This window comes from Caulobacter sp. KR2-114 (assembly GCF_049446115.1).
Classification (GTDB): domain Bacteria; phylum Pseudomonadota; class Alphaproteobacteria; order Caulobacterales; family Caulobacteraceae; genus Acaudatibacter.
Window position 1 is genome coordinate 507,456 of the sequence record NZ_JBMSEC010000004.1, and the last position, 23,316, is coordinate 530,771.

At 70.4% G+C, this 23,316-nt stretch carries 25 protein-coding genes; 16 read left to right on the plus strand and 9 right to left on the minus strand.

Features of this window, described 5'->3' with window-relative positions:
• The first annotated feature begins 117 nt into the window (after positions 1-117).
• Positions 118-1,332: a M20 metallopeptidase family protein gene (locus tag ACO2Q3_RS17530; protein WP_423308848.1), complete on the plus strand. Its 1,215-nt coding sequence runs from the start codon at positions 118-120 to the stop codon at positions 1,330-1,332.
• 225 nt (positions 1,333-1,557) lie between these two features.
• On the opposite strand, the gene ACO2Q3_RS17535 is transcribed toward ACO2Q3_RS17530, so the two are convergent.
• A complete protein-coding gene (locus ACO2Q3_RS17535) occupies positions 1,558-2,313 on the minus strand; it encodes an ArsR/SmtB family transcription factor (RefSeq protein ID WP_423308850.1) in 756 nt (251 codons plus the stop codon).
• Positions 2,314-2,388: 75 nt separating this feature from the next.
• Here ACO2Q3_RS17535 and ACO2Q3_RS17540 point away from each other — a divergent pair, with 75 nt between their 5' ends.
• From ACO2Q3_RS17540 to ACO2Q3_RS17565, 6 genes are all read left to right on the plus strand, one after another.
• Positions 2,389-3,798, plus strand: a complete 1,410-nt coding sequence (locus ACO2Q3_RS17540) for an MFS transporter (protein ID WP_423308852.1) — start codon at positions 2,389-2,391, stop codon at positions 3,796-3,798.
• A 278-nt stretch (positions 3,799-4,076) separates the two neighbouring features.
• Positions 4,077-4,853, plus strand: a complete 777-nt coding sequence (locus ACO2Q3_RS17545; protein WP_423308854.1) for an outer membrane protein — start codon at positions 4,077-4,079, stop codon at positions 4,851-4,853.
• Positions 4,854-4,958: 105 nt separating this feature from the next.
• Positions 4,959-5,531 carry a hypothetical protein gene (locus ACO2Q3_RS17550; RefSeq protein WP_423308856.1) on the plus strand — a complete coding sequence of 191 codons (573 nt, stop codon included), beginning with the start codon at positions 4,959-4,961 and terminating at the stop codon, positions 5,529-5,531.
• Between the two features lie 63 nt (positions 5,532-5,594).
• Positions 5,595-6,002 carry an SRPBCC family protein gene (locus tag ACO2Q3_RS17555; RefSeq protein ID WP_423308858.1) on the plus strand — a complete coding sequence of 136 codons (408 nt, stop codon included), beginning with the start codon at positions 5,595-5,597 and terminating at the stop codon, positions 6,000-6,002.
• 166 nt (positions 6,003-6,168) lie between these two features.
• Positions 6,169-7,455, plus strand: coding sequence for an adenylosuccinate synthase (locus ACO2Q3_RS17560; protein WP_423308860.1), 1,287 nt, complete (start codon positions 6,169-6,171; stop codon positions 7,453-7,455).
• Positions 7,456-7,595: 140 nt separating this feature from the next.
• Positions 7,596-8,423 carry a response regulator gene (locus ACO2Q3_RS17565; protein ID WP_423308862.1) on the plus strand — a complete coding sequence of 276 codons (828 nt, stop codon included), beginning with the start codon at positions 7,596-7,598 and terminating at the stop codon, positions 8,421-8,423.
• 57 nt (positions 8,424-8,480) lie between these two features.
• Here ACO2Q3_RS17565 and rpoH read toward each other — a convergent pair whose 3' ends face one another.
• From rpoH to hisI, 4 genes are all read right to left on the minus strand, one after another.
• Positions 8,481-9,371 carry an RNA polymerase sigma factor RpoH gene (gene rpoH, locus ACO2Q3_RS17570; protein WP_423308864.1) on the minus strand — a complete coding sequence of 297 codons (891 nt, stop codon included), beginning with the start codon at positions 9,369-9,371 and terminating at the stop codon, positions 8,481-8,483.
• Between the two features lie 310 nt (positions 9,372-9,681).
• A complete protein-coding gene (locus tag ACO2Q3_RS17575) occupies positions 9,682-10,689 on the minus strand; it encodes an RluA family pseudouridine synthase (protein ID WP_423308866.1) in 1,008 nt (335 codons plus the stop codon).
• Positions 10,690-10,699: 10 nt separating this feature from the next.
• Positions 10,700-11,326, minus strand: coding sequence for a LysE family translocator (locus tag ACO2Q3_RS17580; protein ID WP_423308868.1), 627 nt, complete (start codon positions 11,324-11,326; stop codon positions 10,700-10,702).
• Entirely contained in the window at positions 11,323-11,739 is a 417-nt protein-coding gene (gene hisI, locus ACO2Q3_RS17585) for a phosphoribosyl-AMP cyclohydrolase (RefSeq protein WP_423308870.1), read from the minus strand. Before hisI ends, ACO2Q3_RS17580 begins: the two co-directional genes overlap by 4 nt.
• 65 nt (positions 11,740-11,804) lie before the next feature.
• Between hisI and ACO2Q3_RS17590 the strand changes: the two genes are divergently transcribed.
• On the plus strand, positions 11,805-12,728 hold the full coding sequence (locus ACO2Q3_RS17590) for a DUF817 domain-containing protein (RefSeq protein ID WP_423308872.1): 924 nt from the start codon (positions 11,805-11,807) through the stop codon (positions 12,726-12,728).
• Positions 12,729-12,797: 69 nt separating this feature from the next.
• On the opposite strand, the gene folE is transcribed toward ACO2Q3_RS17590, so the two are convergent.
• Positions 12,798-13,430 (minus strand): GTP cyclohydrolase I FolE, encoded by a 633-nt coding sequence (gene folE, locus ACO2Q3_RS17595; RefSeq protein ID WP_423308874.1) that lies wholly within the window; start codon positions 13,428-13,430, stop codon positions 12,798-12,800.
• Between the two features lie 184 nt (positions 13,431-13,614).
• On the opposite strand from folE, the gene cysS reads away from it, so the two are divergent.
• The 5 genes from cysS (at position 13,615) to thrS (ending at position 18,363) form a co-directional block, all read left to right on the plus strand.
• Entirely contained in the window at positions 13,615-15,012 is a 1,398-nt protein-coding gene (gene cysS, locus ACO2Q3_RS17600) for a cysteine--tRNA ligase (RefSeq protein WP_423308876.1), read from the plus strand.
• A complete protein-coding gene (locus ACO2Q3_RS17605; protein WP_423308878.1) occupies positions 15,012-15,476 on the plus strand; it encodes an SRPBCC family protein in 465 nt (154 codons plus the stop codon). Before cysS ends, ACO2Q3_RS17605 begins: the two co-directional genes overlap by 1 nt.
• Positions 15,477-15,645: 169 nt before the next feature.
• Entirely contained in the window at positions 15,646-16,116 is a 471-nt protein-coding gene (locus ACO2Q3_RS17610; RefSeq protein WP_423308880.1) for an iron-sulfur cluster assembly scaffold protein, read from the plus strand.
• Positions 16,117-16,177: 61 nt separating this feature from the next.
• Positions 16,178-16,432 carry a membrane protein insertion efficiency factor YidD gene (gene yidD / locus ACO2Q3_RS17615; RefSeq protein ID WP_423308882.1) on the plus strand — a complete coding sequence of 85 codons (255 nt, stop codon included), beginning with the start codon at positions 16,178-16,180 and terminating at the stop codon, positions 16,430-16,432.
• Entirely contained in the window at positions 16,429-18,363 is a 1,935-nt protein-coding gene (thrS, locus tag ACO2Q3_RS17620; RefSeq protein WP_423308884.1) for a threonine--tRNA ligase, read from the plus strand. The genes yidD and thrS overlap by 4 nt, the downstream gene beginning before the upstream one ends.
• 170 nt (positions 18,364-18,533) lie before the next feature.
• On the opposite strand, the gene rimM is transcribed toward thrS, so the two are convergent.
• The 3 genes from rimM to ffh form a co-directional block, all read right to left on the minus strand.
• A complete protein-coding gene (rimM, locus tag ACO2Q3_RS17625) occupies positions 18,534-19,040 on the minus strand; it encodes a ribosome maturation factor RimM (RefSeq protein ID WP_423308886.1) in 507 nt (168 codons plus the stop codon).
• A gap of 161 nt (positions 19,041-19,201) precedes the next feature.
• A complete protein-coding gene (rpsP, locus tag ACO2Q3_RS17630; RefSeq protein ID WP_423308888.1) occupies positions 19,202-19,708 on the minus strand; it encodes a 30S ribosomal protein S16 in 507 nt (168 codons plus the stop codon).
• A gap of 27 nt (positions 19,709-19,735) precedes the next feature.
• Positions 19,736-21,268, minus strand: a complete 1,533-nt coding sequence (ffh, locus tag ACO2Q3_RS17635) for a signal recognition particle protein (RefSeq protein WP_423308890.1) — start codon at positions 21,266-21,268, stop codon at positions 19,736-19,738.
• Between the two features lie 292 nt (positions 21,269-21,560).
• Here ffh and ACO2Q3_RS17640 point away from each other — a divergent pair, with 292 nt between their 5' ends.
• From ACO2Q3_RS17640 to ACO2Q3_RS17650, 3 genes are all read left to right on the plus strand, one after another.
• Positions 21,561-21,992 carry a hypothetical protein gene (locus ACO2Q3_RS17640; protein WP_423308892.1) on the plus strand — a complete coding sequence of 144 codons (432 nt, stop codon included), beginning with the start codon at positions 21,561-21,563 and terminating at the stop codon, positions 21,990-21,992.
• A gap of 216 nt (positions 21,993-22,208) precedes the next feature.
• On the plus strand, positions 22,209-22,520 hold the full coding sequence (locus ACO2Q3_RS17645; protein WP_423308894.1) for an ArsR/SmtB family transcription factor: 312 nt from the start codon (positions 22,209-22,211) through the stop codon (positions 22,518-22,520).
• Complete coding sequence (locus ACO2Q3_RS17650; RefSeq protein WP_423308896.1) at positions 22,513-23,052, plus strand: SRPBCC domain-containing protein; 540 nt, start codon at positions 22,513-22,515, stop codon at positions 23,050-23,052. Before ACO2Q3_RS17645 ends, ACO2Q3_RS17650 begins: the two co-directional genes overlap by 8 nt.
• Positions 23,053-23,316: the final 264 nt, after the last annotated feature.

Consider the following 23,316-nt stretch of genomic DNA (forward strand, 5'->3'; position numbering starts at 1 on the left):
ATCCACCGCTCATAGACGATCAGGGCGCCCTAGCGAAAGGCATGGACTTCGCGCGCGGCCCGCGTTCAAGGTGCGCCCTTGGTTTTCGCCTGACCGAAGTGACCGGAGAGCCTGCCCATGAACGCCCTGAGTTTCGATCCCGGGATCTGGACGGCCGCCGGCGAGTCCCTGCTGGACGACGCCATCGCCCTGCGCCGGGCGATCCACGCGGAGCCGGAACTGGGCCTGGACCTGCCGAAGACCACCGCCAAGGTGAAGGCCGCCCTGGCCGGCCTGCCGCTGGAGATCCGCGAGGGCAAGTCCACCTCGGGCCTGGTGGCGATCCTGCGCGGCGCCGGCAACGGCCGCACGGTGCTGCTGCGCGGCGACATGGACGCCCTGCCGCTGGTGGAGGACACCGGCCTGCCGTTCGCCTCGCAGACCGAGGGGGCGATGCACGCCTGCGGTCACGACACCCACGTGGCCATGCTGGCCGGCGCGGCGCGGGCGCTGTGCGCCAAGCGCGACCGGCTGGCCGGCACGGTGATGTTCATGTTCCAGCCCGGCGAGGAGGGACACCACGGCGCCCGCTTCATGATCGAGGACGGCCTGCTGGACCCGCTGCCCGACGCCGCCTTCGCCCTGCACATCTCGCCCAACATGCCGCGGGGCGTGTTCGCCGGGCGCACCGGCCCGCTGCTGGCCTCGTCCGACAAGATCCGCATCAAGGTGCGCGGCGCCGGCGGCCACGCCTCGATGCCGCACGACGCCCTGGATCCGGTGCCGATCGTCTGCGAGATCGTCACCGCCCTGCAGGCCATGGTCACCCGCAGCATCAGCGTGTTCGACCCGGCGGTGATCACCATCGCCCGCATCGAGGCCGGCACCACCGACAACGTCATCCCCGAGGACGCCCGCCTGTGGGGCACGCTGCGCACCCTGTCGGAGCGCACCCGCAAGACCGCGCACGACGGCATCCGCCGGGTGGCCGAGCACATCGCCGCCGCCCACGGCGCCAAGGCCGAGGTGACCATCGAGCACGGCTTCCCGGTCACCGTCTGCGACGGCCGCATCACCGACCTGGCCGAGCGCACCGCCAAGGCCCTGTTCGGCGAGCACGGCTGGATCACCATGCCCAACCCGATGATGGGGGCCGAGGACTTCTCCTACGTGCTGCAGAAGCTGCCGGGGGCGATGGCCTTCCTGGGCGCCGCGCCGGAAGGCGGCGACTACCGCACCTGCTGCGCCCTGCACTCCAACCGCATGACCCTGGACGAGACGGTGATGGCCCGCGGCATCGCCATGCACTGCGCCATGGCCGAGGCGGCGCTTAGCGGGGATTTGGAACTGTAGCGGGGCGAGACCCGCCTGTCCCCCTCCTTACCGTCATCCCCGGGCGCTAGTCCCGGGGATCCATGAACACCTGAAGTGAAGTCGCGAGCGGCAGCGGAGCGTCGCACGGCGGCAGCCGCCTGTGCATGGCGCGCCCTGCGAAGCGCGCCACCCGCTCTCCTGTGTTCATGGATCCTCGGCACAAGGCCGAGGATGACGGCAAGCGGATGAGGACAAATGAAGGCCTCACGCCCGCGCGCGATCCTCGGCCGCCACCAACGGCTCGAGCTCGACCCCCAGCGTCCGCTTCAGCCCCTGCACCCCCGCCAGGGTCAGGCGCAGCCCGCGGCCGCCTTCGACCCGGGCCAGCCACTTCAGCGCCAGCAGGCGCTGCAGCAGCCGCGCGCCCAGGGCGCCGGCGAGATGGTCGCGCCGCTCGGTCCAGTCCAGGCACGGGCGGGCGAAGATGCGCCGGCTGGCCGGCGGGGCGGTGTCGACGCCGAAGTCGGCGAACCAGGCCTGGCCGGCGGGGGTCAGCTCGTAGCGGCGATCGTCGGCTAGGTCCGGCGCCACCAGGCCTCGGGCCCGCAGCGCCTCCGCCACCGCCACGCCGAGCCGTCCGGCCAGATGGTCGTAGCAGCTGCGGGCGTCGCGGATCTCGCGCGCCAGCCGGCTGCGCGGCGCCTCCAGCACCCGGGCCGGCGGCGGCATCAGCCGCTGCAGCGCCTCCAGCGCCTCGGCCACCTCGCGGCCGGCCAGCCGGTAATAGCGATGACGCCCCTCCTGCTGCATCAGCACCAGCCCGCCCTCCAGCAGCCGCGCCAGGTGGTTGCTGGCCGACTGGGCGGTGACGCCGGCGCCCCGCGCCAGGTCGCCGGCCGGATGGGCGCGGCCATCCATCAGCGCCATCAGCAGGGCGGCGCGCACGGGATCGCCGATCAGGGCGGCGGGCAGGGCGACATTGGCCTCCACGGGGACCTCCTCCAGGCTGTCGGCGGCCACTCTAGCCCCGCCGCGGCCAGGACGTTTCAGCATCGCGTGAAACGAGACGGGTGCGGGGTCCCTAGCCTGTGAGGCATGAGCCACGCATCTTCCCCCGCCCGCGCCCTCGGCGCCCACGACCCGGCGCCGGCCCGCATCGGCTGGATCGTCACCGCCCTCAGCTTCGGCTTCACCGTGGTCCAGCTGGACGTGACCATCGTCAACGTCGCCCTTCCGGCGATCGGCGCGGACCTTCGGGCCTCCACCGCCGCCCTGCAGTGGACCGTGGACGCCTACACCCTGGCCTTCGCCGCCCTGCTGCCGTCGGCGGGCGTGATCGGCGACCGGCTGGGCGCCCGGGGCGCCTACCTGGCCGGCTTCGTCCTGTTCGCCGCGGCGTCCGCCGCCTGCGGCCTGGCGCCCAACGTGGCGCTGCTGGTCGCCGCCCGCGCCGCGCAAGGGGCGGGCGCGGCCCTTCTGGTGCCCACCTCGCTGGCCCTGGTGAACCGCGAAAGCGGCCACGACACGGCGCTGCGGGCCAGGGCCGTGGGGTACTGGACGGCCGCCGGCGGGGTGTCCATCGCCCTCGGCCCGGTGATCGGCGGCCTGCTGCTGGCGGCGGTGAGCTGGCGGGCGATCTTCTGGGTCAACCTGCCGGTCTGCGCGCTCGGCGCGGGCCTGACCCTGTGGTGCGTGCGCCCCGCGCCCGGCAGCCGGCAGGGGCGTGGACTCGACCTGCCCGGCCAGGGCCTCGCCATCCTGGGCCTGGCCGCGCTGATCGGCGCGGTCATCGAGTCGCGGCCGCTGGGCCTCCTCCACCCCCTCGTCTGGGGCGGGGCGGTCGCCGCCGCCGTCGCGGCCGCCTTGTTCGTGGTCGTGGAAGCCCGTGCGACGGCGCCGATGCTGCCGCTGGGCTTCCTGGCGCGGCCGAACTTCAGCCCGGCGGTGCTGTTCGGCGTCGCGGTGAACACCGCCTACTACGGGGTCCTGTTCGTGCTCAGCCTCTACCTGCAGAAGGCGCTGGGCTTTTCGGCCCTGAAGGCGGGCCTGGCGTACCTGCCGCTGACCGGGACCTTCATCGCCTCCAACATCGCCAGCGGCCGGCTGGTCGCGCGGTTCGGCCCCCGCCTGCCGATGGCGCTGGGCGGGGCGGTCGGGGCGGCGGGCTACCTGCTGCTGTCGCGGCTGGGCGCGCACAGCGGCCTGGCGGACATGCTGCCGGCCTTCGCCCTGATCCCGGCCGGCATGGGCCTGGGCGTGCCGGCCATGACCACGGCGATCCTGGCCAGCGTGCCGCACCGGGACACCGGGGTCGCCTCGGCGGTGCTGAACACCGCACGGCAGGCCGGCGGCGCGGTCGGGGTGGCCGTGTTCGGCGCCCTGGCCGGCGGCGGCGTCAGTGAGATCGCCCCCGGCCTGCGGACCGCCGCCCTGGCGTCCGCGGCGCTGGTCGCCGCCGCCGCCCTGCTCTCGGCGCTTGCCATGCGGCGTCCCGGTCAGGGTTGAAACCCGGCGCTGCCGTTTCGCCGCGATTGACCCCGGCCGCCACAATAGGCGCCACAACCAAGGTAAAACAGAAACATAACGGCGTTCGTGTTTCAGTACTGATCCGGCTGTATCAGTTTATGTGTGTATATTTGAGCACATGTGCTCGCGATATTCAAAATCTCCAATCGCTCTATTGCCATCGCGTCCACTCGAAGCCTAGTCACTCGCCGCCGCCGCAAGCGTCGGCGCTGGGGTTGCTGCCCTGCCACGCAGGGAATGTTCGATTGGAGATGACCATGATGCGTAGCGTTGTTCTGGCTTCGGCCTTCACCCTCAGCCTCGGCGCCCTCGGCCTCGCCGCCCCCGCCTTCGCCCAGTCCGCCGACGGCCAGAGCTGGTCGGGACCCTATGTCGGCCTGAACCTCGGCTACGGCGGCGGGACCTTCAACTATCCCTACAGCGGCACGACCGACGCGGCCGGCGCCACCGCCATCGGCGGCAAGGCGCGGCAGAATTCCAGCGGCATCGTCGGCGGCGGCCAGGCCGGCTATGACTACCAGACGCCGGGCGGCTGGGTGCTCGGCGTGGTCACCGACATCGACGGGACCAATATCCACGGCGACACGGCGTTCAGCGGCCTCGACGCCTCGGGGAACGCCACCACCGGGCAGTTGCGCTCGCAGATCGACTACCTGGGCACCTTCCGCGTACGCGGCGGCGAGGCGATGTTCGGCGGCCGGCTGCTGCCCTACGTCACCGGCGGCCTGGCCTACGGCGGCGTCAGCTCCAATGCGTCGTTCGCCTGCAGCAGCTGCGGGTCCGGCGGGGCGGCTGTGGCCAACGGCCTGTCGCGCTCCTCCACCCAGGTGGGCTGGACGGTCGGCGCCGGCGCCGACTATGCCCTCACCCCGCGCATCTCGCTGCGCGCCGAATACCTCTATGTCGACCTCGGCCGCCAGAACCTGACCGGCGGCGGCGAATTCACCGCCCCGGGGGTCGCGGTGTTCAACGCGACGGTCAACACCGACACCACGGCCAACGTTGCGCGCCTGGGCGTCAACTACCGGTTCTGATCGCGCCGCGCCCCGGATGGCCCGCTCGGGGCCGTCCGGGGATGCGCGCCCCCGCTTGACTTGATCGGCGCGGTAGCAATCCTCACCCACGCAAGCGGGGGGCGCATGAGGATCAGGGTTGTTCTGGCGGCGACAGTCGCCGTGCTGCTGGCGGCGACGACGTCCGCCGCCGTCGCCGAGGCGCCGGCCGCCGACGCCACGCCCCAGCCTGACGTCGCCTGGCTGCTCATCGGCGCCCAGCCGGACTTCGCGCGCCTGAGCATCGACCCCGTGAAGGTCAGGAAGGGTGTGCTGCGCTTCCCGTTCACGTCGCACGCCTATTATCCCCAGGCCGGACTCATCCTGATCAAGGCGCAGCCGGGGCAGCTCTATGGGCTGAGCGAGTCGGCGCTGATGTGGGGCCGGCCGCTGCTCGGCGCGCACTATCTGGCCTGCGACCGGACCGCGACCTTCCAGGCCGCCGGCGGCCAGGTGGTCTATTTCGGAACCTTCGACGTCGAGGTGGCCGGCCAGGCGCCGACCCGCACCGTCCAGGGCTACAACCTGCACGCCCGCGAAGAGCTCTCGCAGGATCTCGAGGGTGCGCGGGCGTTCCTCAAGGCCAACTATCCCGGCCTCGCCGCTCGCCTCGAACAGGGCGCGCCGCAGGACATGCCGGTGGGGCAGGCCTGCCGATGATCGGCTTGATCCGGCGCCCCTGATCGCCTCTCATGGCGCCAAACCACGGGAGGATGAGACAAGATGCGCAAACTGGCTCTGGCGGACGAGGTCGCGCAGTCGGCGGACAGCGTGTGGGCGGTGATCGGCGACTTCTCCGGCATGAAGAAGTGGGCCCCGATCGTGGAGTCCGAGAGCACCGAGGACACCCCGCAGGGGCCGGTGCGCACCCTGGTGCTGGGCGGGCGCACGGTGAAGGAGCTGCGGGTCGACGCCGGGCCGCACCACTATACCTACACCCTCGACCGGCCGGACATGCGCCTCTACCGCTCCACCGTCTCGGTGAAGCCCCTGGCCGCCGACCGCTGCCTGATCGAACTGGTGGTCGAGTTCGACCCCGCCGACGGCGTCGACATGACCGAGTCCACCACCAACTTCCTGAAGTTCCTGGGCGGCAACCTGAAGGCCATGAAGCGCGCCGCGGCGGCGTGACGGCCGCCGTGTGACCTGCGGCGCTTGACGGCGCCACGCCCGGCGGTCTAAACGCCGCGCGCCTTCACCCGGCCCCCGGCTGGCGAAGTCCCGCACGAGCACGTCCGGCCGCCGAGTCCTGTCGAAGGGCGGCCCGGACCCTTTCGGCAGGTGAAGGACCGTATCCATGGCCAACGTCACCGTGATCGGCGCCCAGTGGGGCGACGAGGGCAAGGGCAAGCTCGTCGACTGGCTGTCGAACCGCGCCGACGTGGTCGTGCGCTTCCAGGGCGGGCACAACGCCGGCCACACCCTGGTGGTGGGCAACATCACCTACAAGCTGTCGCTGCTGCCGTCGGGCGTGGTGCAGGGCAAGCCGTCGGTGATCGGCAACGGCGTGGTGGTCGATCCCTGGCACCTGCTGGAGGAGATCCGCAAGATCGGCGAACAGGGCGTGAGCATCACCCCCGACCTGCTGGTGCTGGCCGACAACGCCTGCCTGATCCTGCCGCTGCACCGCGACCTGGACCAGGCCCGCGAGGCGGCGGCGACCAACAAGATCGGCACCACCGGGCGCGGCATCGGCCCGGCCTACGAGGACAAGGTCGGCCGCCGGGCGATCCGGGTGGCGGACCTGGCCGACCGCGAGGCGCTGGAGGCCAAGATCGACCGGCTGCTGGCGCACCACACGCCGCTGCGCCGGGGCCTGGGCCTGCCCGAGGCGGACGCCGGCCAGATCCTGGCCGACCTGGAGGCCATCGCGCCGCAGGTGCTGGCCTACGCCAAGCCGGCCTGGCGGCTGCTGGACGAGGTGGTCAAGTCGGGCAAGCGGGTGCTGTTCGAGGGCGCCCAGGGCGCGCTGCTCGACGTCGACCACGGCACCTATCCGTATGTGACGTCCTCGAACACCGTGGCCGGCCAGGCCGCGGCCGGCTCTGGCGTCGGGCCGAAGGGGCCGGGCTACATCCTGGGCATCGTCAAGGCGTACACCACGCGCGTGGGCGAGGGGCCCTTCCCCACCGAGCTGGACGACGAGGTCGGCAAGCACCTGGGCACGGTGGGCCGCGAGCTGGGCACGGTCACCGGCCGCGCGCGCCGCTGCGGCTGGTTCGACGCGGTGCTGGTGCGCCAGTCGGTGGCGCTGAACGGCATCGACGGCATCGCCCTGACCAAGCTGGACGTGCTGGACGGCCTGCCCACCCTGAAGATCTGCGTCGGCTACCAGGTGGGCGGCCAGACCCTGGACTACCTGCCCGCCGGCCTGAAGGCCCAGGCCGGGATCACCCCGGTGTACGAGGAGATCGAGGGCTGGCGCGAGAGCACGCAAGGGGCCCGCTCGTTCCGCGACCTGCCGGCCGCCGCGGTGAAGTATGTGCGTCGCATCGAGGAGCTGATCGGCGCGCCGGTGGCGCTGCTGTCGACCAGCCCGCAACGCGACGACACCATCCTGATGCGCGATCCGTTCCAGGCCTGACGAGCGCCACGGACGGGGCCGCGCAGGAACGCGCCTGCGCGGTCTTTTCCGCTGCCCGGAATGGGTAAACGGGGCGGTCGTCAAGCGGTCGTTTACCGTCCTGGCGATAGGTTGCGGGCAATCGATCGTCCGGAATCCGCGTGTACAACACCGACGCCAGAACCCTGCAGCGCATGGCGCCCATGATGCAACGGGTCGTGATCATCGACCCGGCGCCGGCCAGCGCGCGCCTGCTGACCGACCTGCTGCGCGAGATCTGCCCCTGTCAGGTGTGGCAGGCGCCGGACGCCGTCCGCGGCATGGCCGTGGTCGGCCAGGTCAATCCGCATATCATCTTCGTGGAACAGAACGCCGCCGTGGACGGGGCGGGCTTCACCCGCAAGCTGCGCCGCGGCGACCTCGCCTGCCGCCGCGCGCCGGTGATCATGGTCACCTCGGAGGCGACCGCCGCCATCATCCTGGGCGCGCGCGACGCCGGCGTGCATGAGTTCCTGCGCAAGCCCTATACCGCCAAGGACCTGATGCGACGGCTCGAGGCCGTGACCCTGCGAAGCCGCGACTGGGTCGAGGCGGTGAACTATGTCGGCCCCGATCGCCGGCGGTTCAACTCCGGGGACTATTCCGGGCCGCTGAAGCGCGGCAGCGACACCACCACCACGCCCGAGGGGCGGATCATCCAGTCGCTGAAGATCCTCAAGGCGGCCGTCGCCGCCATCGACGTCGATCCGAAGCAGGCGCTGCGGGCGATGCTGGCCCAGGCCACCGAGCTGCAGGCGGCGGCCAAGACGCTGGGCGACGTGCAGCTGCGGGCCGCGGCGATCCAGCTGCACCAGAAGCTCGGCGCGGCCAACGTCCAGGCGCTGAACAAGGCCGACCTGCAAAACAGCCTGGCCGACATCTGGAAACTGGCGCCGGCCGAAGCGGGCAAGGGCGAGGAGCCCCGGAAAGACAACGCCGCCGCCGCGTGAGCGGCGACGGCGCAGGTCTTTCGGATCAACGGCCGCCCAGGATCAGGCGTGACCAGGTCAGGCGTCGACCAGGTGACGCTCGCTGGCGGCGGCGCGCATCGCCTTCTGCAGCTTCTCGAACGCCCGCACCTCGATCTGGCGCACCCGCTCGCGGCTGACGCCGTATTCGGAGGCCAGTTCCTCGAGGGTGGTCGGGTCGTCCTTCAGCCGGCGTTCGGTCAGGATGTGCCGCTCGCGGTCGGTCAGCTCCGTCATCGCCTCTTCCAGGAGGCTCATGCGGATCGACTTTTCCTCGTCCTCGGCCAGGCGGGTTTCCTGGCTGACGGCGTCCTTGTCCTCCAGCCAGTCCTGCCACTCGTTCTCGCTGTCCGAGCGCAGCGGCGCGTTCAGCGAGGCGTCGGGGCCGGACAGCCGGCGGTTCATGCTGATCACTTCCTCGTCCAGCACGCCGAGCTTGGTGGCGATCAGGTGCACCTGGTCGGGATGCAGGTCGCCCTCTTCCAGGGCGCTGATCTCGCTCTTGGCCTTGCGCAGGTTGAAGAACAGCTTCTTCTGCGCGGCCGTCGTGCCCATCTTCACCAGCGACCACGAGCGCAGGATGTATTCCTGGATCGAGGCGCGGATCCACCACATGGCGTAGGTGGCCAGGCGGAAGCCCTTGTCCGGCTCGAACTTCTTGACCGCCTGCATCAGGCCGACGTTGCCCTCGGAGATCACCTCGCCGATCGGCAGGCCGTAGCCGCGATAGCCCATGGCGATCTTGGCCACGAGGCGCAGGTGGCTGGTGACCAGGCGATGGGCGGCCTGCGGGTCTTCATGTTCGCGCCAGCGCTTGGCCAGCATGAACTCTTCGTCCTTGGCCAGCATCGGGAACTTGCGGATTTCGGTCAGATAGCGCGAAAGGCCGCCTTCCGGCGACATCACGGCGAGCGCGGTTGCATTGACCATTTGACTATCCCCTTCAAACTCGGAATGTCGTCGCAACGCGCGCACGCGCCGGCGCCATCCCCCTTCAACAAATCAGATAGGCATTCGTTGCCCGGGTTTTAAGGCGCCGGGACGTGAAGGTTTCTTAAGGCGACTGTCAGCGGGACTATTGTACCGAAGCACTGCGAATGGTTGCTCCGGCGCGAAACCCGCGGGCGCCGTCTTCAGGACCCCACGCCTTCGAACATAGCCGATGTTCTCGCCATGTTCTGTCAGCAGCGGACGTCTACACCCCCTATTCGCAGGGCGAGGGGCTTCGGTTACATCCGCCTCAGAGCGCCTCCAGCGCCGCGGCCAGCGCCTGCATGTCGGCCGGCGGCGGGGTCTCGAAACGCAAGGCCTGGCCTGAGATCGGGTGGCGAAAGCCCAGCACGGCGGCGTGCAGCGCCTGCCGCGCCAGGCCCGCCTCGGCGATGGCCGCCTTCACCGGCGCGGCCGGCGATCCGGCCCCGTACACCGGATCGCCCAGCACCGGCGCGCCCTTCGACGCCAGGTGCACACGGATCTGGTGGGTGCGGCCGGTTTCCAGCTGGCAGCTCACCCGGGCCGCCAGCGGCCGGGCGGCCGGGCCGTAAGTTTTGCTTACGGCATAATGGGTGATCGCCTCGCGTCCGCCGGCCTTCAGCACGGCCATCTTCTTGCGGTCGTTCGGCGAGCGGCCGAGGCGGGTGGCGATGGTCCCCTTCGGCGGATCGGGCGCGCCGCGGGTCAGGGCGATGTACATCCGCTCGATGTCGTGGGCGGCGAACAGCGCCGACAGCCCCTGGTGCGCGGCGTCGGTCTTGGCCGCGACCATCACCCCGGAGGTGTCCTTGTCGAGCCGGTGCACGATGCCGGGGCGGGCGACGCCGCCGATCCCGGACAGGCTGGCGCCGCAGTGGTGCAGCAGGGCGTTGACCAGGGTGCCGCTGGGCGTGCCCGGCCCCGGGTGCGCCGCCATGCCGGCCGGCTTGTCGACCACGATCAGGTCCTGGTCCTCGTAGAGCACCGTCAGGGGGATGGCTTCCGGCTGCGGGTCGGCCGCGACCGGGGCGGGGATCAGCAGGCGATAGACGCCGGCCACCGCCCGGGCCGAGGGATCGGTCAGCGCCACGTCGTCGCGGCTGATCGCCCCCTGCGCCATCAGCGCCTGCACCCGCGAGCGCGACAGCTCCGGCAGCTTGTCCGAAAGGGCCTTGTCCAGCCGCCCTCCGCCCGGCAGGTCGACGATGCGCACGCCCGGATCGAGCGCCTCGATCTCGTCGTCGGCGCCGTCCTCGATCTCGTCGTCCGCCGCCACCGGCCGCGCCCTAGCCGCGGTCGAGGGCCAGCCGGGCCCCGAACGCCAGGAACACCCCGCCGGTCACCCGGTCCAGCCAGCGCACCACCGGTCCGCGCGACAGCCAGCGCCGCAGCGGGCGGGTGGCGGTGATCAGGCCGGCGAACCAGGCCAGGCCGAGGCCCACGTGGATCGACGCCAGCAGCACGATGAACGGCGCGGCCTGAACGCCCGGCGGCACGAACTGCGGCAGGAACGAGACGTAGAACACCCCCACCTTGGGGTTCAGCAGGTTGGTCATCAGGCCCCGCACGAACCAGCTGTCGCACGCGCTGCCCGGGCTCTGGGCCGCCTCGAAGTCGAAGCTCTGCCGGGGTTTCAGCAGCATGCCGATCCCCAGCCACGCCAGGTAGGCGGCGCCGGCCCATTTCAGCACCGTGTAGGCGGTCTTCGAGGCGGTCAGCAGCACGCCCAGGCCCAGCGCCACCGCCAGGCCCCAGACCAGGCAGCCCAGGGCCACGCCCACCGCCGCCAGCGCCGCGCGCCGAGGGCCCTCCACCGCCGCCGTGCGCAGCACCATGGCGGTGTCCAGCCCGGGGGTGATGGTCAGCAGGGCCGCGGCCACGGAAAAGGCGCCCAGCGCCTGCGCCGGGTTCATGCCAGCCGGCTCCCCGCATCCTCGGCCAGGGCGCCGTCCTCGACCCTTCGGTAGAAGCAGGTGCGGAACCCGGCCACGTGGCAGACGCCGCCGTCGCCGCCGGGGATGGTCTTCACCAGCACGGCGTCCTGGTCGCAGTCGATCCGCAGCTCGCGCACCGGCAGCAGCTGGCCGCTGGTCTCGCCCTTTTTCCAGATCGCCTGGCGCTTTCGGCTCCAGAAGTGGGTGACGCCGGTCTCCAGCGTCAGCTTCAGCGCCTGGGCGTTCATCCAGCCGACCATCAGCACCTCGCCGTTGTCGGCATGCTGCACGATGGCGGCCACCAGGCCGTCGGCGCCGAAGCTCGGGGCCAGCACCGCGCCGCGTTCCAGGGCGTCATGGTCGCTGAGGGAGGGAAACAGGGCGTCGCTCATGGCTGGCATATGGCGCCGAAGCCCCCGCTCACGCTAGCCTCAGGCTAGCGATCGGGGAGCGGCCGTTGAGCCTGAAGGACTGGATCAAGGGCAAGGTCGCCGACTTCGACCGCTGGATGCGCCCCTGGGCGTCGCGCTCGGCCCTGAACCAGGGCCTGTACGAATTCCTGCTGTTCGGCCTGAAGCAGGCCTGGGCCTGCCTGTTCGGCGGCGCGATGCTGGCGCTGATCCTGGGCACCCACTTCCTGTGGCCGGCGCATGCGCCGATCGCCCGCTACGATTTCCTGGTGGTGGCCGCGGTGCTGATCCAGGCCGGCATGCTGGCCACCCGCCTGGAGCGCTGGGAGGAGGCGGCGGTGATCGCCATCTTCCACGTCGTCGGCACGATCATGGAGATCTTCAAGACCGCGCACGGCTCGTGGATCTATCCGGAGCCCAACCTGCTGCGGATCGGCGGCGTGCCGCTGTTCTCCGGCTTCATGTACGCCTGCATCGGCAGCTATATCGCCCGCGCCTGGCGACTGTTCGACTTCCGCTTCACGCGCTGGCCGCCGGCCTGGACGCCCTGGGCCCTGGCGGTGCTCAGCTACGGCAACTTCTTCACCCACCACTGGTGGCCCGACATCCGCCTGGCCCTGTTCGCCTTCTCGGCGCTGATCTGGTGGCCGAGCTGGATCTGGTTCACGCCGGACCGCGCGCCCCGCCGCATGCCCCTGCTGCTGGGCCTGACCCTGGTGTCGCTGTTCATCTGGCTGGCCGAGAATCTCGGCACCTTCGCCGGCGCCTGGGTCTATCCGAACCAGAGGCACGGCTGGTCGCTGGTGCCGATCGAGAAGATGGGCGCCTGGTACCTGCTGATCATCCTCAGCTTCGTGCTGGTGACGATCGTCAGCCGGGTGCGGGCGCCGGGGGCGCTACGCCTCGAATCTCCTCCCCCGTTGGGGGAGGGGGACCGCGAAGCGGTGGAGGGGGCTCCAGCCGGGCGCTGACGTCCGCACTCCGCTGGAGCCCCCATCCCCGGCTTTGCCGGGACTTCCCCCAGAGGGGGAAGAGAACCCTCACTTCCGGTTACAGAAGTCGAGGAACCGCCGCTGCAGCTCGACGTCGGTCTTGAAGGCGCCGGTGAACTGGGTGGTGATGGTCGAGGCGTGGCGGTGGTGCACGCCGCGGGTGGTCATGCACTGGTGCTCGGCGTCGATCATCACCGCCACCCCCTGCGGGCGCAGGTTGTCGGCGATGGCGTCGGTGATCTGCTGGGTCAGGGTTTCCTGGGTCTGCAGGCGTTTGGAGAAGATCTCCACCACCCGCGCCAGCTTCGATAGCCCCACCACCCGCTTGTTCGGCAGGTAGGCGACGTAGGCCTTGCCGATGAACGGGGCCATGTGGTGCTCGCAGTGGCTCTCCACCTCGATGTCGCGCATGAACACGATGTTGTCGTAGCCCTGCACGTCCTCGAAGGTGCGGTCCAGCTCGACCGCCGGGTCGGCGTGGTAGCCGGAGAACCATTCCTCGAAGGCTTCCACCACGCGCTTGGGCGTATCCAGCACCCCTTCGCGGCGGGGGTCGTCGCCGGCCCAGGCGATCAGGGTGCGCACCGCTTCCATCGCCTCCTCGCGGGAGGGCTTCTTCACGGCGTCAAGGTCAACGTCGGGCATGCCGACGACGGTTCGGTCGCGGGAAATGGCGTCCATGTGAGGGGATAGGGTCTTTCCAGGGCTGAGTTGCGCCGGAGCGACGGCTCCGGAAATGACGCGTGCCACCCTTTCACGGCGGTTCGAGAACGAGGTCTCAAACCCCGTTGGTTTCCCGACCGGCCAACTTGTATATGGGCGGAACCGTTTGTCGGGCAACCGTCACTTAACGTCAGTAAGCGAAATGACCCTGCGCCTTTACGACACCATGGCCCGCGAGAAGCGGGACTTCGTCCCCATCGATCCCGAGCGGGTGACGATGTATGTGTGCGGACCGACGGTCTACAACTTCGCCCACATCGGCAACGCCCGTCCGGTGGTGGCCTTCGACGTGCTGTTCCGCATGCTGCGCCACCTCTATGGCGAGGACCACGTGGTCTACGCGGCCAACGTCACCGACGTGGACGACAAGATCAACCAGAAGGCCGCCGACGAGGGCGTGCCGATCGACGTGATCACCGCCCGCTACCTCGACGCCTATCACGCCGACATGTCCGAGCTGGGCGCCCTGCCGCTGAGCGCGGAGCCGCGCGCCACGCGGACCATGGACGCGATCATCGAGATGATCGGCCGGCTGGTGCGCAGCAACGCCGCCTACGCCGCCGAAGGGCACGTGCTGTTCAACACCCAGGCCTATTCCGAGTACGGCAAGCTGTCGGGCCGCTCGATGGACGACATGATCGCCGGCGCGCGGGTGGACGTGGCCCCCTACAAGCAGCACCCGGCCGACTTCGTGCTGTGGAAGCCGTCCAAGCCCGGCGAGCCGGTGTGGGACAGCCCGTTCGGCCCCGGCCGGCCCGGCTGGCACATCGAGTGCACGGCGATGATCGAGCAGACCCTGGGGATCCCGATCGACATCCACGGCGGCGGCAACGACCTGATCTTCCCGCACCACGAGAACGAGCTGGCCCAGGGCATCTGCGCCCACGGCCACGCGCACGGCGCCGAGGGCGGCTACGCCCGCTACTGGCTGCACAACGGCTTCCTCAACATGGGATCCGAGAAGATGTCCAAGTCGCTGGGCAACGTGCAGCTGGTGCACGACCTGGTGACGCGCTGGCCGGGCGAGGCGCTGCGGTGGGCCCTGCTGGGCAGCCACTACCGACAGCCGCTGACCTGGACCGACGAGGTGATCGAGCAGGCCCGCGGCACGCTGGACTACCTCTACGGCGTGCTGCGCCGGGTCGAGGACGTGCCGGCGGCGGACACCGGGCCCGGCGAGGCCTTCATGGAGGCCATGCTGGACGACCTGAACACGCCCAAGGCCTATGCCGAGCTGTTCGCCCTGGGGCAGGCGCTGGAGAAGGCCCCGGCCAAGGGCAAGGCCGAGGCCAAGGGTCGGCTGCTGGCGTCGGCCAACCTGATCGGCTTCCTGCACGCCCGGCCCGAGGCCTGGTTCCAGGGCGGCGTCGACGTGGCGTTGAAGGAGAAGGTGGAGGCGCTGATCGCCGATCGCGTCGCCGCCCGCGCGGCGAAGGACTGGCCCGCCGCCGACCGCATCCGCGACGAGCTCAACGCCCTGAACGTCGAGGTGATGGACAGCGCCACCGGCGCGACCTGGCGGCTGAAGGGGACCGTCTGATGGCGCGGGTGAAGATCGAGCACCGGCTGGGCATCGCCGCGCCCGCGCACGAGATCTGGAAGCTGGTCGGCGACCTGCCGGGCTGGAAGCACTGGAACCCGCTGTACACCAGCGCCGAGGGGACGCTGGGCTTCGGCGCGCCCCTGACCCTCACCCTGGCGCTGCCCGGCCGCAAGCCGCAGGTGATCCGGCCGATCGTCGAGAGCTGGACGCCCGACGAGCTGATCCACTGGCGCCTGTCGATGCTGGGCGGGATGGTCCGGTCGGTGCGCTACATCGAGATCGAGAAGCTCACCGACACCGGCTGCATCTTCTCCAACGGCGAGATCTTCGACGGCCTGCTGGGCCCGACGGTGGCCCGCTCCATGCGCGGAACCATCCGCTCCGGCTTCGCCGCCATGGGCGAGGCGGTCAAGGCGCGGGTCGAGGCGGCATGGCAAGGACGTGAGGGTCAGCCTACATAACCAACCACGCCCGCTACTCTCAAACCCCTCCCCCTCGCGGGGAGGGGGCGGGGGGTGGGGGCGCCCACTGGATGTCGGCCGGTAAAGTCGCCGGGTTACTGGCGAAAATCACGTCGACACCCCCACCCCCGACCCCTCCCCGCAAGGGGGAGGGGAGAGACGTTGCCAGATGATCGACGACCTCTATTCCGCGAAGGTGCTGGCGCTGGCGGCGAACATGCCGCGCATCGGCCGGCTGGCCGCGCCGCAGGGCTCGTCCGAGAAGGTCTCCAAGCTGTGCGGCAGCCGGGTGGTCGTCGACGTGGCCGTGGCGGACGGCGTGGTCACCGACTTCGCCCAGGACGTGAAGGCCTGCGCCCTGGGCCAGGCGGCCGCCTCGATCCTGGGCCAGCACGTGGTCGGGGCCACCGTTCAGGAAATCGAAAGCGCCCGCGATGCATTCCGTGCTATGTTGAAGACGGGCGGCCCCCCGCCCGAAGGACGTTTCGCGGACCTGAAGATGCTGGAGCCGGTGAAGGACTACGCCCCCCGCCACGCCTCGACGCTGCTCGCGTTCGAAGCGACGGTGGAGGCTTGCCGCCTCGCCCAAGCCCACACGGCCGGGACGACCTCGCGAACTAGCCGCGCCGGCGCGGCTTGATCGGGTCGCGAGCCGGGTGCGATAAGCCCCGCCTCGCCTGATCGCAGAAACCCACGCCGGCATGACCTTCTACGACCGCAGCGTCAGGCTCGCGCACCGGGCCTACAAGCTGACGCTTTCGCCCTGGATCGGGCGGCAATGCCGGTTCCTGCCGACCTGTTCGGACTATGCGGCTGAAGCCCTGATCCTGCACGGGCCCGTCCGCGGCGGCTATCTGGCCGCCCGGCGCCTGTGTCGATGCCATCCCTGGGGCGGGTCCGGCCTGGACCCCGTCCCCCCGCGCCCCCCGAGAGGGGGCTGGACGTGTGAGACATGATCGAACTGAAATTCCCCGACGGCTCGGCCCGTCAATTCGAGGACGGGGTCACGGGCCGTGACGTCGCCGCCTCGATCTCCAAGTCGCTCGAGAAGAAGGCCCTGCTGGTCAAGCTGGACGGCGAGCTGCGCGACCTCGACCGCGCCCTGGAAAAGGGCGGGACCATCGAGATCGTCACGCGCGAGGGCCCCGACGCCCTCGACACCATCCGCCACGACACGGCGCACGTGCTGGCCGAGGCGGTGCAGGAGCTGTTCCCCGGCACCCAGGTGACGATCGGCCCGAACGTCGAGGACGGTTTCTACTACGACTTCGCCCGCGACGAGCCGTTCAGCCTGGACGACCTGGCGACGATCGAGAAGCGGATGAAGGAGATCGTCGACCGCGACGAGAAGATCAGCCGCGAGGTCTGGGACCGCCAGGAGGCGATCAAGCACTTCCGCGACATCGGCGAGGCGTACAAGGCCGAGATCATCGAGAGCATCCCGGGCGATGAGCCGATCACGGTCTATCGCCAGGGGGCCTGGAAGGACCTCTGCCGCGGGCCGCACCTGCCGTCCACGCGCCACGTGGGCAAGGCGTTCAAGCTGACCAAGCTGGCCGGCGCCTACTGGCGCGGCGACCAGGCGAACGCCCAGCTGCAGCGCATCTACGGCACGGCGTGGGCCTCGGAGGCCGACCTGGAAGCCTACCTCAAGCGCATCGAGGAGGCCGAGAAGCGCGACCACCGCAAGCTGGGCGCGGCCATGGACCTGTTCCACTTCCAGGAAGAGGGCCGGGGGATGATCTTCTGGCACCCCAAGGGCTGGACGCTGTACCGCACGCTGCAGAACTACGTGCGCCGCTGCATCGAGGCCGAGGGCTATGTCGAGGTGCAGACGCCGCAGGTGCTGGACCGCAGCTTCTGGGAGAAGTCGGGGCACTGGGACAAGTTCCACGCCTCGATGTTCGTCTGCGAGACGGCCGAGGGCGAGGTGCTGGCGGTCAAGCCGATGAACTGCCCCGGCCACGTGCAGATCTTCCGCCACGGCCAGCGCTCGTACCGCGAGCTGCCGATCCGCATGGCCGAGTTCGAGGGCCTGCACCGCTACGAAAGCTCGGGCTCGGTGATGGGCCTCTTGCGCGTGCGGCGCATGCAGCAGGACGACGCGCACATCTTCTGCACCGACGACCAGATCGAGGCGGAGTCCAAGGCCTTCATCGACCTGCTGCAGCAGATGTACGCCGACCTCGGCGTCGAGCTGCACTCGGTCAAGCTGGCCCTGCGGCCCGACCTGCGGTTCGGCTCGGAAGAGAACTGGGACATCGCCGAGAAGAAGCTGGAGAACGCCGCCCTGGCCGCGGGGATCACGGTGGAGATGCTGCCGGGCGAAGGCGCCTTCTATGGCCCCAAGCTGGAGTTCCACCTGCGCGACGCCATCGGGCGCACGTGGCAGTGCGGCACCCTGCAGCTGGACTATGTGCTGCCCGAGCGCCTGGACGCCTCGTACATCGGCGAGGACGGCCAGAAGCACCGGCCGGTGATGCTGCACCGGGCGATCCTGGGCTCGCTGGAGCGCTTCCTCGGCGTGCTGATCGAGCACCACGCCGGCGCCTTCCCGCTGTGGCTGGCCCCGACCCAGGTGGTGGTGGCGACGATCACCTCAGACGCCGACGACTATGCCGCGCAGGTGCAGGCCAAGCTGAAGAAGGCGGGCCTGCGGGTCGAGACCGACCTGCGCAACGAGAAGGTCGGCTACAAGGTGCGCGAGCACTCCCTGGCCAAGGCGCCGGTGATCGCCGTGGTCGGCCGCCGCGAGGCCGAGGAGGGCAAGGTGGCCCTGCGCCGCCTGGGCTCCGACCAGCAGACGGTGCTGACCCTCGACGAGGCCATCGCCGTCCTCAAGGCCGAAGCCCGCGCCCCCGACCAGGTCCGCGCGGACGCGGCGTAGCCGGCGCGGCCCCTCACCTTCCCAATCGCTGATCGCGATTGGGCCCCTTCCTCTCCCTCAAGGGAGAGGAGATTTGCGATGAACGTGCGGCTCAATTTCCTCTCCCTGCAGGGAGAGGAAGGGGCCCGTTGCGAAGCAATGGGAAGGTGAGGGGCCGCTCGGCCTCGCGCCTATTCCGTCTCCGTCGGCCGCACGGCCGTCAGCCAGCCTTCGGCGATGTTCACTTCCGGAACCGCTTCCATCGTGAACGGCAGCCACCAGCTCGCCGAGCCATCGGCGGGCTGGATTTCCAGCAGGTCGCCGGCGCCGAAGTCCTGCGCCGCCTTGACCTTGCCGATCACGCCGCCGTCGGCGCCGCGCGCCTCCAGGCCGATCAGGTCGGCGATGTAGAACTCGTCGTCCTCGGGCTCGGGCAGGGCGTCGCGGGCGATGAACAGCTTCAGCCCGCGCAGGGCCTCGGCCTGCTCGCGGGTCTCGATCTCGCGGGTGCGGGCGATCACCCCGCCCTTGGCCTCGCGGGCGCTGAGCAGGGTCAGGCCGGGCGAGCCGTCCGCGCGCTTCAGGTCGCGGTAGGCCAGCAGCGCCATCGGGTCGGCGGTGAAGGCGGTGATCCGCACCTCGCCGTGCACGCCGAAGGCGCCGGTAAGCCAGCCGACCTGGATGAGTCTGTCGGTCATATGGGAGTCTCTTCCCCCCTTGGGGGAAGTGGCTCGGCGCCAGGCGCCGAGACGATGGGGGCTCCAGCGGAGGACCGAAGGTCGGTGTCCGGCTGGAGCCCCCTCCACCGCTTCGCGGTCCCCCTCCCCCAGAGGGGGAGGAGAAGGGAAACGTCCAAGGCTCAACCTTCGGCGGATTCGTCGGCGGCGGTTTCCGGCGCCGGGGCGTCGGTGGCGGAGGCTTCCTCGGCGACCGGCTGTTCGGCGACCGCTTCGGCGGCGGCCGGCTCTTCGGCCGCCGGCTCCTCGGCGGGCGGCGGGGCGGCGGCGGCTTCAGCAGCGGCGGCGGCCGCTGCGGCTTCCTTCTCGGCGCGCTCGGCGGCGCGTTCCTTGGCCTTCTGGCCCGGCTGGCCCTTGTTCGGGTTGTTGCCGGCTTCCCACTTGGCCAGGCCCTGGATCGACAGGAAGCGGGCCACGCGGTCGGTGGGCTGGGCGCCCTTGCCGAGCCACTCGGTGATGCGCTCGACCTTCAGGGTGACCCGGTTCGGATCGTCCTTCTTCAGCAGCGGGTTGTAGGCGCCCACCTTCTCGATGAAGCGGCCGTCGCGCGGCGAATGGCTGTCGGCGACGACGATCGAATAGTACGGGCGCTTCTTGGCGCCGCCGCGGGCGAGGCGGATCTTCAGCATGTCAGTTCAGTCCTAGTCTTTGAATTTTCAAGATTTCTTGAAAGGGTTGAAGCCGGGCAGACCGCCCAGGCCGGGAAGCCCCCCACCGGGGGCGTTGGAGCCGCCGCTGCCGAGACCGGGCAGCTGCGAAAGGTTTTCCGGGACGCCGCCCTGGCCGGGGGCCGGCTCGGGCAGGCGCCCGCCGCCCATGGCCTTCAGCCGGTCCATGCCGCCGCCGCCGCCGAGCATGCCGGCCATGCGCGCGAAGCCCTTGCCGCCGTCCTTGGCCATGAACTTGAAGGCGTCCTGCATCTGGCGGTGCTGCTTGAGCAGGCGGTTGACCTCGGCCACGTCCACCCCGGCGCCGGCGGCGATGCGGCGCTTGCGCGAGGCGGCCAGGATGTCGGGCTTGCGGCGCTCCAGCTTGGTCATCGACGACAGGATCGCGCGCTGGCGGCGGATCGACTTGTCGTTCATGCCGCTCTCGGCGATCTGCTTCTTGACCTTCTGCACCCCGGGCAGCAGGCCCATCAGGCCTTCCATGCCGCCCATCTTCTCCATCTGGGCCAGCTGGTCGGCCAGCATGTCGAGGTCGAACTGGCCCTTGGCCAGCTTCTTGGCCATGACCTCGGCCTTGGCCTGGTCGAAGTCCTGCGCGGCCTTCTCCACCAGCGCCACGACGTCGCCCTGGCCCAGGATACGGCCGGCCACCCGGCGGGCGTCGAACACGTCCAGCTGGTCGATCTTCTCGCCCGTGCCGAGGAACTTGATCGGCAGGCCGGTGACCGCGCGCATCGACAGCGCCGCGCCGCCGCGGCTGTCGCCGTCGGCGCGGGTCAGCACCAGGCCGGTCAGCGGCAGGCGCTCGTGGAAGGCCTTGGCCGTGCGCACGGCGTCCTGGCCGGTGAGGCTGTCGGCCACCAGCAGGGTCTCGCCCGGCTGGGCGATGCGGGCCACCTCGGCGGCCTCGCTCATCATCGCCTCGTCCAGGGTGGTGCGCCCGGCGGTGTCGAGGATCAGCACGTCGTAGCCGCCCAGCCTGGCGGCCGAGAGGGCGCGGCGGGTGATGTCGGCCGGCGCCTGGCCCTGCACGATCGGCAGGGTGTCGACCCCCGCCTCCTGGCCCAGGATCGCCAGCTGCTCCATGGCGGCCGGACGGCGCACGTCCAGCGAGGCCATCAGCACCTTCTTGCGCTCCAGGCGCGACAGGCGCAGGGCCAGCTTGGCCGACATGGTGGTCTTGCCGGAGCCCTGCAGGCCCGCCATCAGGATGATGGTCGGCGGGTTCAGCGCCAGGCGCAGGCCCTCGGTGGCGTCGCCGCCCAGCATCTCGACCAGGCCGTCGTAGACGATCTTGACCACCTGGTCGGCAGGCTTGACCGAGCGGATCACCGCCTCGCCCAGGGCGTCCTGCTTGGCGCGCTCGATGAAGTCGCGGACCACCGGCAGGGCGACGTCGGCCTCGAGCAGGGCCACGCGCACCTCGCGCATCGCCTCCTCGATGTCCTTGGCCGAAAGCACGCCGCGACCGGAAAGCCGGTCGAAGACGCCTGAGAGCCGCTCTGATAGTCCGTCGAACATTCCAACCATCCCTTGACGCAAACGCAGCCAGCCCCCGTGCGCGATCACGCGGACGGGGGTCCTCGCCGCCCTCGTCCTACCAGATAGGCATCCGGATAGGGGTCGTGGCGGTGGAGGCGCTGGCTGATGCTGGCGCCGGAAGGGCGGGCTTATGCGCCGAAAAGGTTGAAAACGTCAAGGACTGGAGGGAGATGAGTCCGGCAGCGTCGGGATTTCGACGCTCGATCACGGTTTCGTGCAACCGGCCGTGCAAAGCCACGTTACCCCGTCATCCCTGAAGGAGACACGTCTCATGACCAGCTTCCGTCACGGGCGTGCGGCGATCGCCGCCGTCGTCCTCACCGCCGCCGCCGCCGCGCCCGCCATGGCGCAGGACGCCCACATCCGCTTCCACGGCGGCTCGGTGGCCTTCATCGCCGGGGTCAACTGGGGCGGCGGCACGCTGAGCTACAAGGGCCGCAACGTCGGCCTGAAGGTCAACGGCCTGTCGGTGGGCGCGGTGGGCGCCACCAAGTTCTCCGCCGCCGGCGAGGTCTACCACCTGCGTCGTCTGCGCGACATCGAGGGCACCTATACCGCCATCGACGTCAATGCCACGGCCGGCGCCGGCGCCGGCGAGATCGACATGAAGAACGACAAGGGCGTCGAGATCCACGCCCACGCCACCTCCGCCGGCCTGAAGCTGGCCCTGGCCCCGTCGGGCGTGGAGATCAAGATCAAGTAGGAAGAGTAGCGGTTTCGCGGGCGCGTACCTTCCCCCCCACTGTCATCCCGGAAAGGCGCGCCAGCGCCTTATCCGGGACCGCCGGAAGCATCGATCGGTCGGTTGCGGCTCGCATCAGCGCTTGCCGCGGTCCCGGATATTCGCTGCGCGAATTCCGGGATGACAGATGATTATGTCTCATTGACTTAATTAAGCGCATTCTACCTAATAGGCGACATGGACAGTCTCGCCGCCCTGGCCGATCCCACGCGCCGCCGCATCGTCGAGAGCCTGGCCGCCGGGCCGCTGTCGTCCGGCGAGATCGCCAGCCGGTTTCCGATCACCAAGCCGGCGGTCTCCCAGCACCTGAAGACCCTGCGCCAGGCGCGGCTGGTGCGGGTGCGGGCGCAGGCGCAGCGGCGCATCTACGAGCTCGATCCCGAGGGCGTCGGCGAGCTGGCGGCCTGGGTTGGTCGGCTGCAGGCCTTCTGGGCCCCGCGCCTCGACGCCCTGGAGGCCAATCTCAGACAGGAGACCGGCGATGAGTGACCCAGCCGCCCGCGACACGCTGTCCAGGGGCCAGCCGTACAAGGTCTGCGCCGTACGCTTCGAGCGCCGCCTGCCCGGCGACACGGCCCGGGTCTGGGCGCATCTGACCGAGCCCGGCAGGCTGGCCGCCTGGTACGGCGAGGATGGCGTCATCGAGTCCCGCGAAGGCGGCGCGGTCCGCCTGTCCGGCGGCCACATCCGCGGCGTGGTCACCCAGTGGCGGCCGGGCCGGCGCCTGGCCTACACCTGGAACGTGTTCGGCCCAGACGATGCAGAGAGCGGCTATGCCGAGAGCCCCTATCCGGAAAGCTACCTGACCTTCGAACTTGAGCCGGACGGCGACCACGTGGCGCTGACCCTCACCCACCTGCCGGTGCTGGAGCGCTTCGAGGCGCAGAACCAGATGGGCTGGCACACCTTCCTCGACATGCTCGGCGCGGCCCTGGACGGCCGCGAGCCGGAGCCCCGGCGGGCGTACATGCAACGCAACGCGGCGCTCTACGGCGTGGACCTGGAGAAGCTGGTCAGCTGACCTGTGGCCCCCTCCACCATCCGGCTTCGCCGGATGGTCCCCCTCCCCCGCTCCGCGACTAGTCGATTCACACATCTCTGAGGGACCATCCCTCTGCGATGGCGAGGAAGCGCTGTAGGCCGTGTCGCATTGTGATGGGGCCGGGTGGCTTTGATTTGGGGTAGCCGTCCCATCCGCCGAGTTTGCCGATGACCCATGCGGCCCATGCGAGGGATCGCGGGGGGTGGGGGTTTTTCTGGAGGGCGGTCTTGCCTTCGAGCTTTG

Bases quoted from the DNA above. Each gene is read 5' to 3' on its own strand.
- ACO2Q3_RS17650 (WP_423308896.1), top strand. From the start codon at position 22,513: ATGAGTGACCCAGCCGCCCGCGACACGCTGTCCAGGGGCCAGCCGTAC.
- folE (WP_423308874.1), bottom strand. From the start codon at position 13,430: ATGGACGCCATTTCCCGCGACCGAACCGTCGTCGGCATGCCCGACGTT.
- yidD (WP_423308882.1), top strand. From the start codon at position 16,178: ATGACCTTCTACGACCGCAGCGTCAGGCTCGCGCACCGGGCCTACAAG.
- rpoH (WP_423308864.1), bottom strand. From the start codon at position 9,371: ATGGTCAATGCAACCGCGCTCGCCGTGATGTCGCCGGAAGGCGGCCTT.
- thrS (WP_423308884.1), top strand. From the start codon at position 16,429: ATGATCGAACTGAAATTCCCCGACGGCTCGGCCCGTCAATTCGAGGAC.
- ACO2Q3_RS17580 (WP_423308868.1), bottom strand. From the start codon at position 11,326: ATGAACCCGGCGCAGGCGCTGGGCGCCTTTTCCGTGGCCGCGGCCCTG.
- ACO2Q3_RS17610 (WP_423308880.1), top strand. From the start codon at position 15,646: ATGATCGACGACCTCTATTCCGCGAAGGTGCTGGCGCTGGCGGCGAAC.
- ACO2Q3_RS17640 (WP_423308892.1), top strand. From the start codon at position 21,561: ATGACCAGCTTCCGTCACGGGCGTGCGGCGATCGCCGCCGTCGTCCTC.
- ACO2Q3_RS17605 (WP_423308878.1), top strand. From the start codon at position 15,012: ATGGCGCGGGTGAAGATCGAGCACCGGCTGGGCATCGCCGCGCCCGCG.
- cysS (WP_423308876.1), top strand. From the start codon at position 13,615: ATGACCCTGCGCCTTTACGACACCATGGCCCGCGAGAAGCGGGACTTC.
- ACO2Q3_RS17560 (WP_423308860.1), top strand. From the start codon at position 6,169: ATGGCCAACGTCACCGTGATCGGCGCCCAGTGGGGCGACGAGGGCAAG.
- ffh (WP_423308890.1), bottom strand. From the start codon at position 21,268: ATGTTCGACGGACTATCAGAGCGGCTCTCAGGCGTCTTCGACCGGCTT.
- ACO2Q3_RS17555 (WP_423308858.1), top strand. From the start codon at position 5,595: ATGCGCAAACTGGCTCTGGCGGACGAGGTCGCGCAGTCGGCGGACAGC.
- ACO2Q3_RS17530 (WP_423308848.1), top strand. From the start codon at position 118: ATGAACGCCCTGAGTTTCGATCCCGGGATCTGGACGGCCGCCGGCGAG.
- ACO2Q3_RS17545 (WP_423308854.1), top strand. From the start codon at position 4,077: ATGATGCGTAGCGTTGTTCTGGCTTCGGCCTTCACCCTCAGCCTCGGC.
- ACO2Q3_RS17550 (WP_423308856.1), top strand. From the start codon at position 4,959: ATGAGGATCAGGGTTGTTCTGGCGGCGACAGTCGCCGTGCTGCTGGCG.
- rpsP (WP_423308888.1), bottom strand. From the start codon at position 19,708: ATGCTGAAGATCCGCCTCGCCCGCGGCGGCGCCAAGAAGCGCCCGTAC.
- ACO2Q3_RS17645 (WP_423308894.1), top strand. From the start codon at position 22,209: ATGGACAGTCTCGCCGCCCTGGCCGATCCCACGCGCCGCCGCATCGTC.
- rimM (WP_423308886.1), bottom strand. From the start codon at position 19,040: ATGACCGACAGACTCATCCAGGTCGGCTGGCTTACCGGCGCCTTCGGC.
- ACO2Q3_RS17540 (WP_423308852.1), top strand. From the start codon at position 2,389: ATGAGCCACGCATCTTCCCCCGCCCGCGCCCTCGGCGCCCACGACCCG.
- hisI (WP_423308870.1), bottom strand. From the start codon at position 11,739: ATGAGCGACGCCCTGTTTCCCTCCCTCAGCGACCATGACGCCCTGGAA.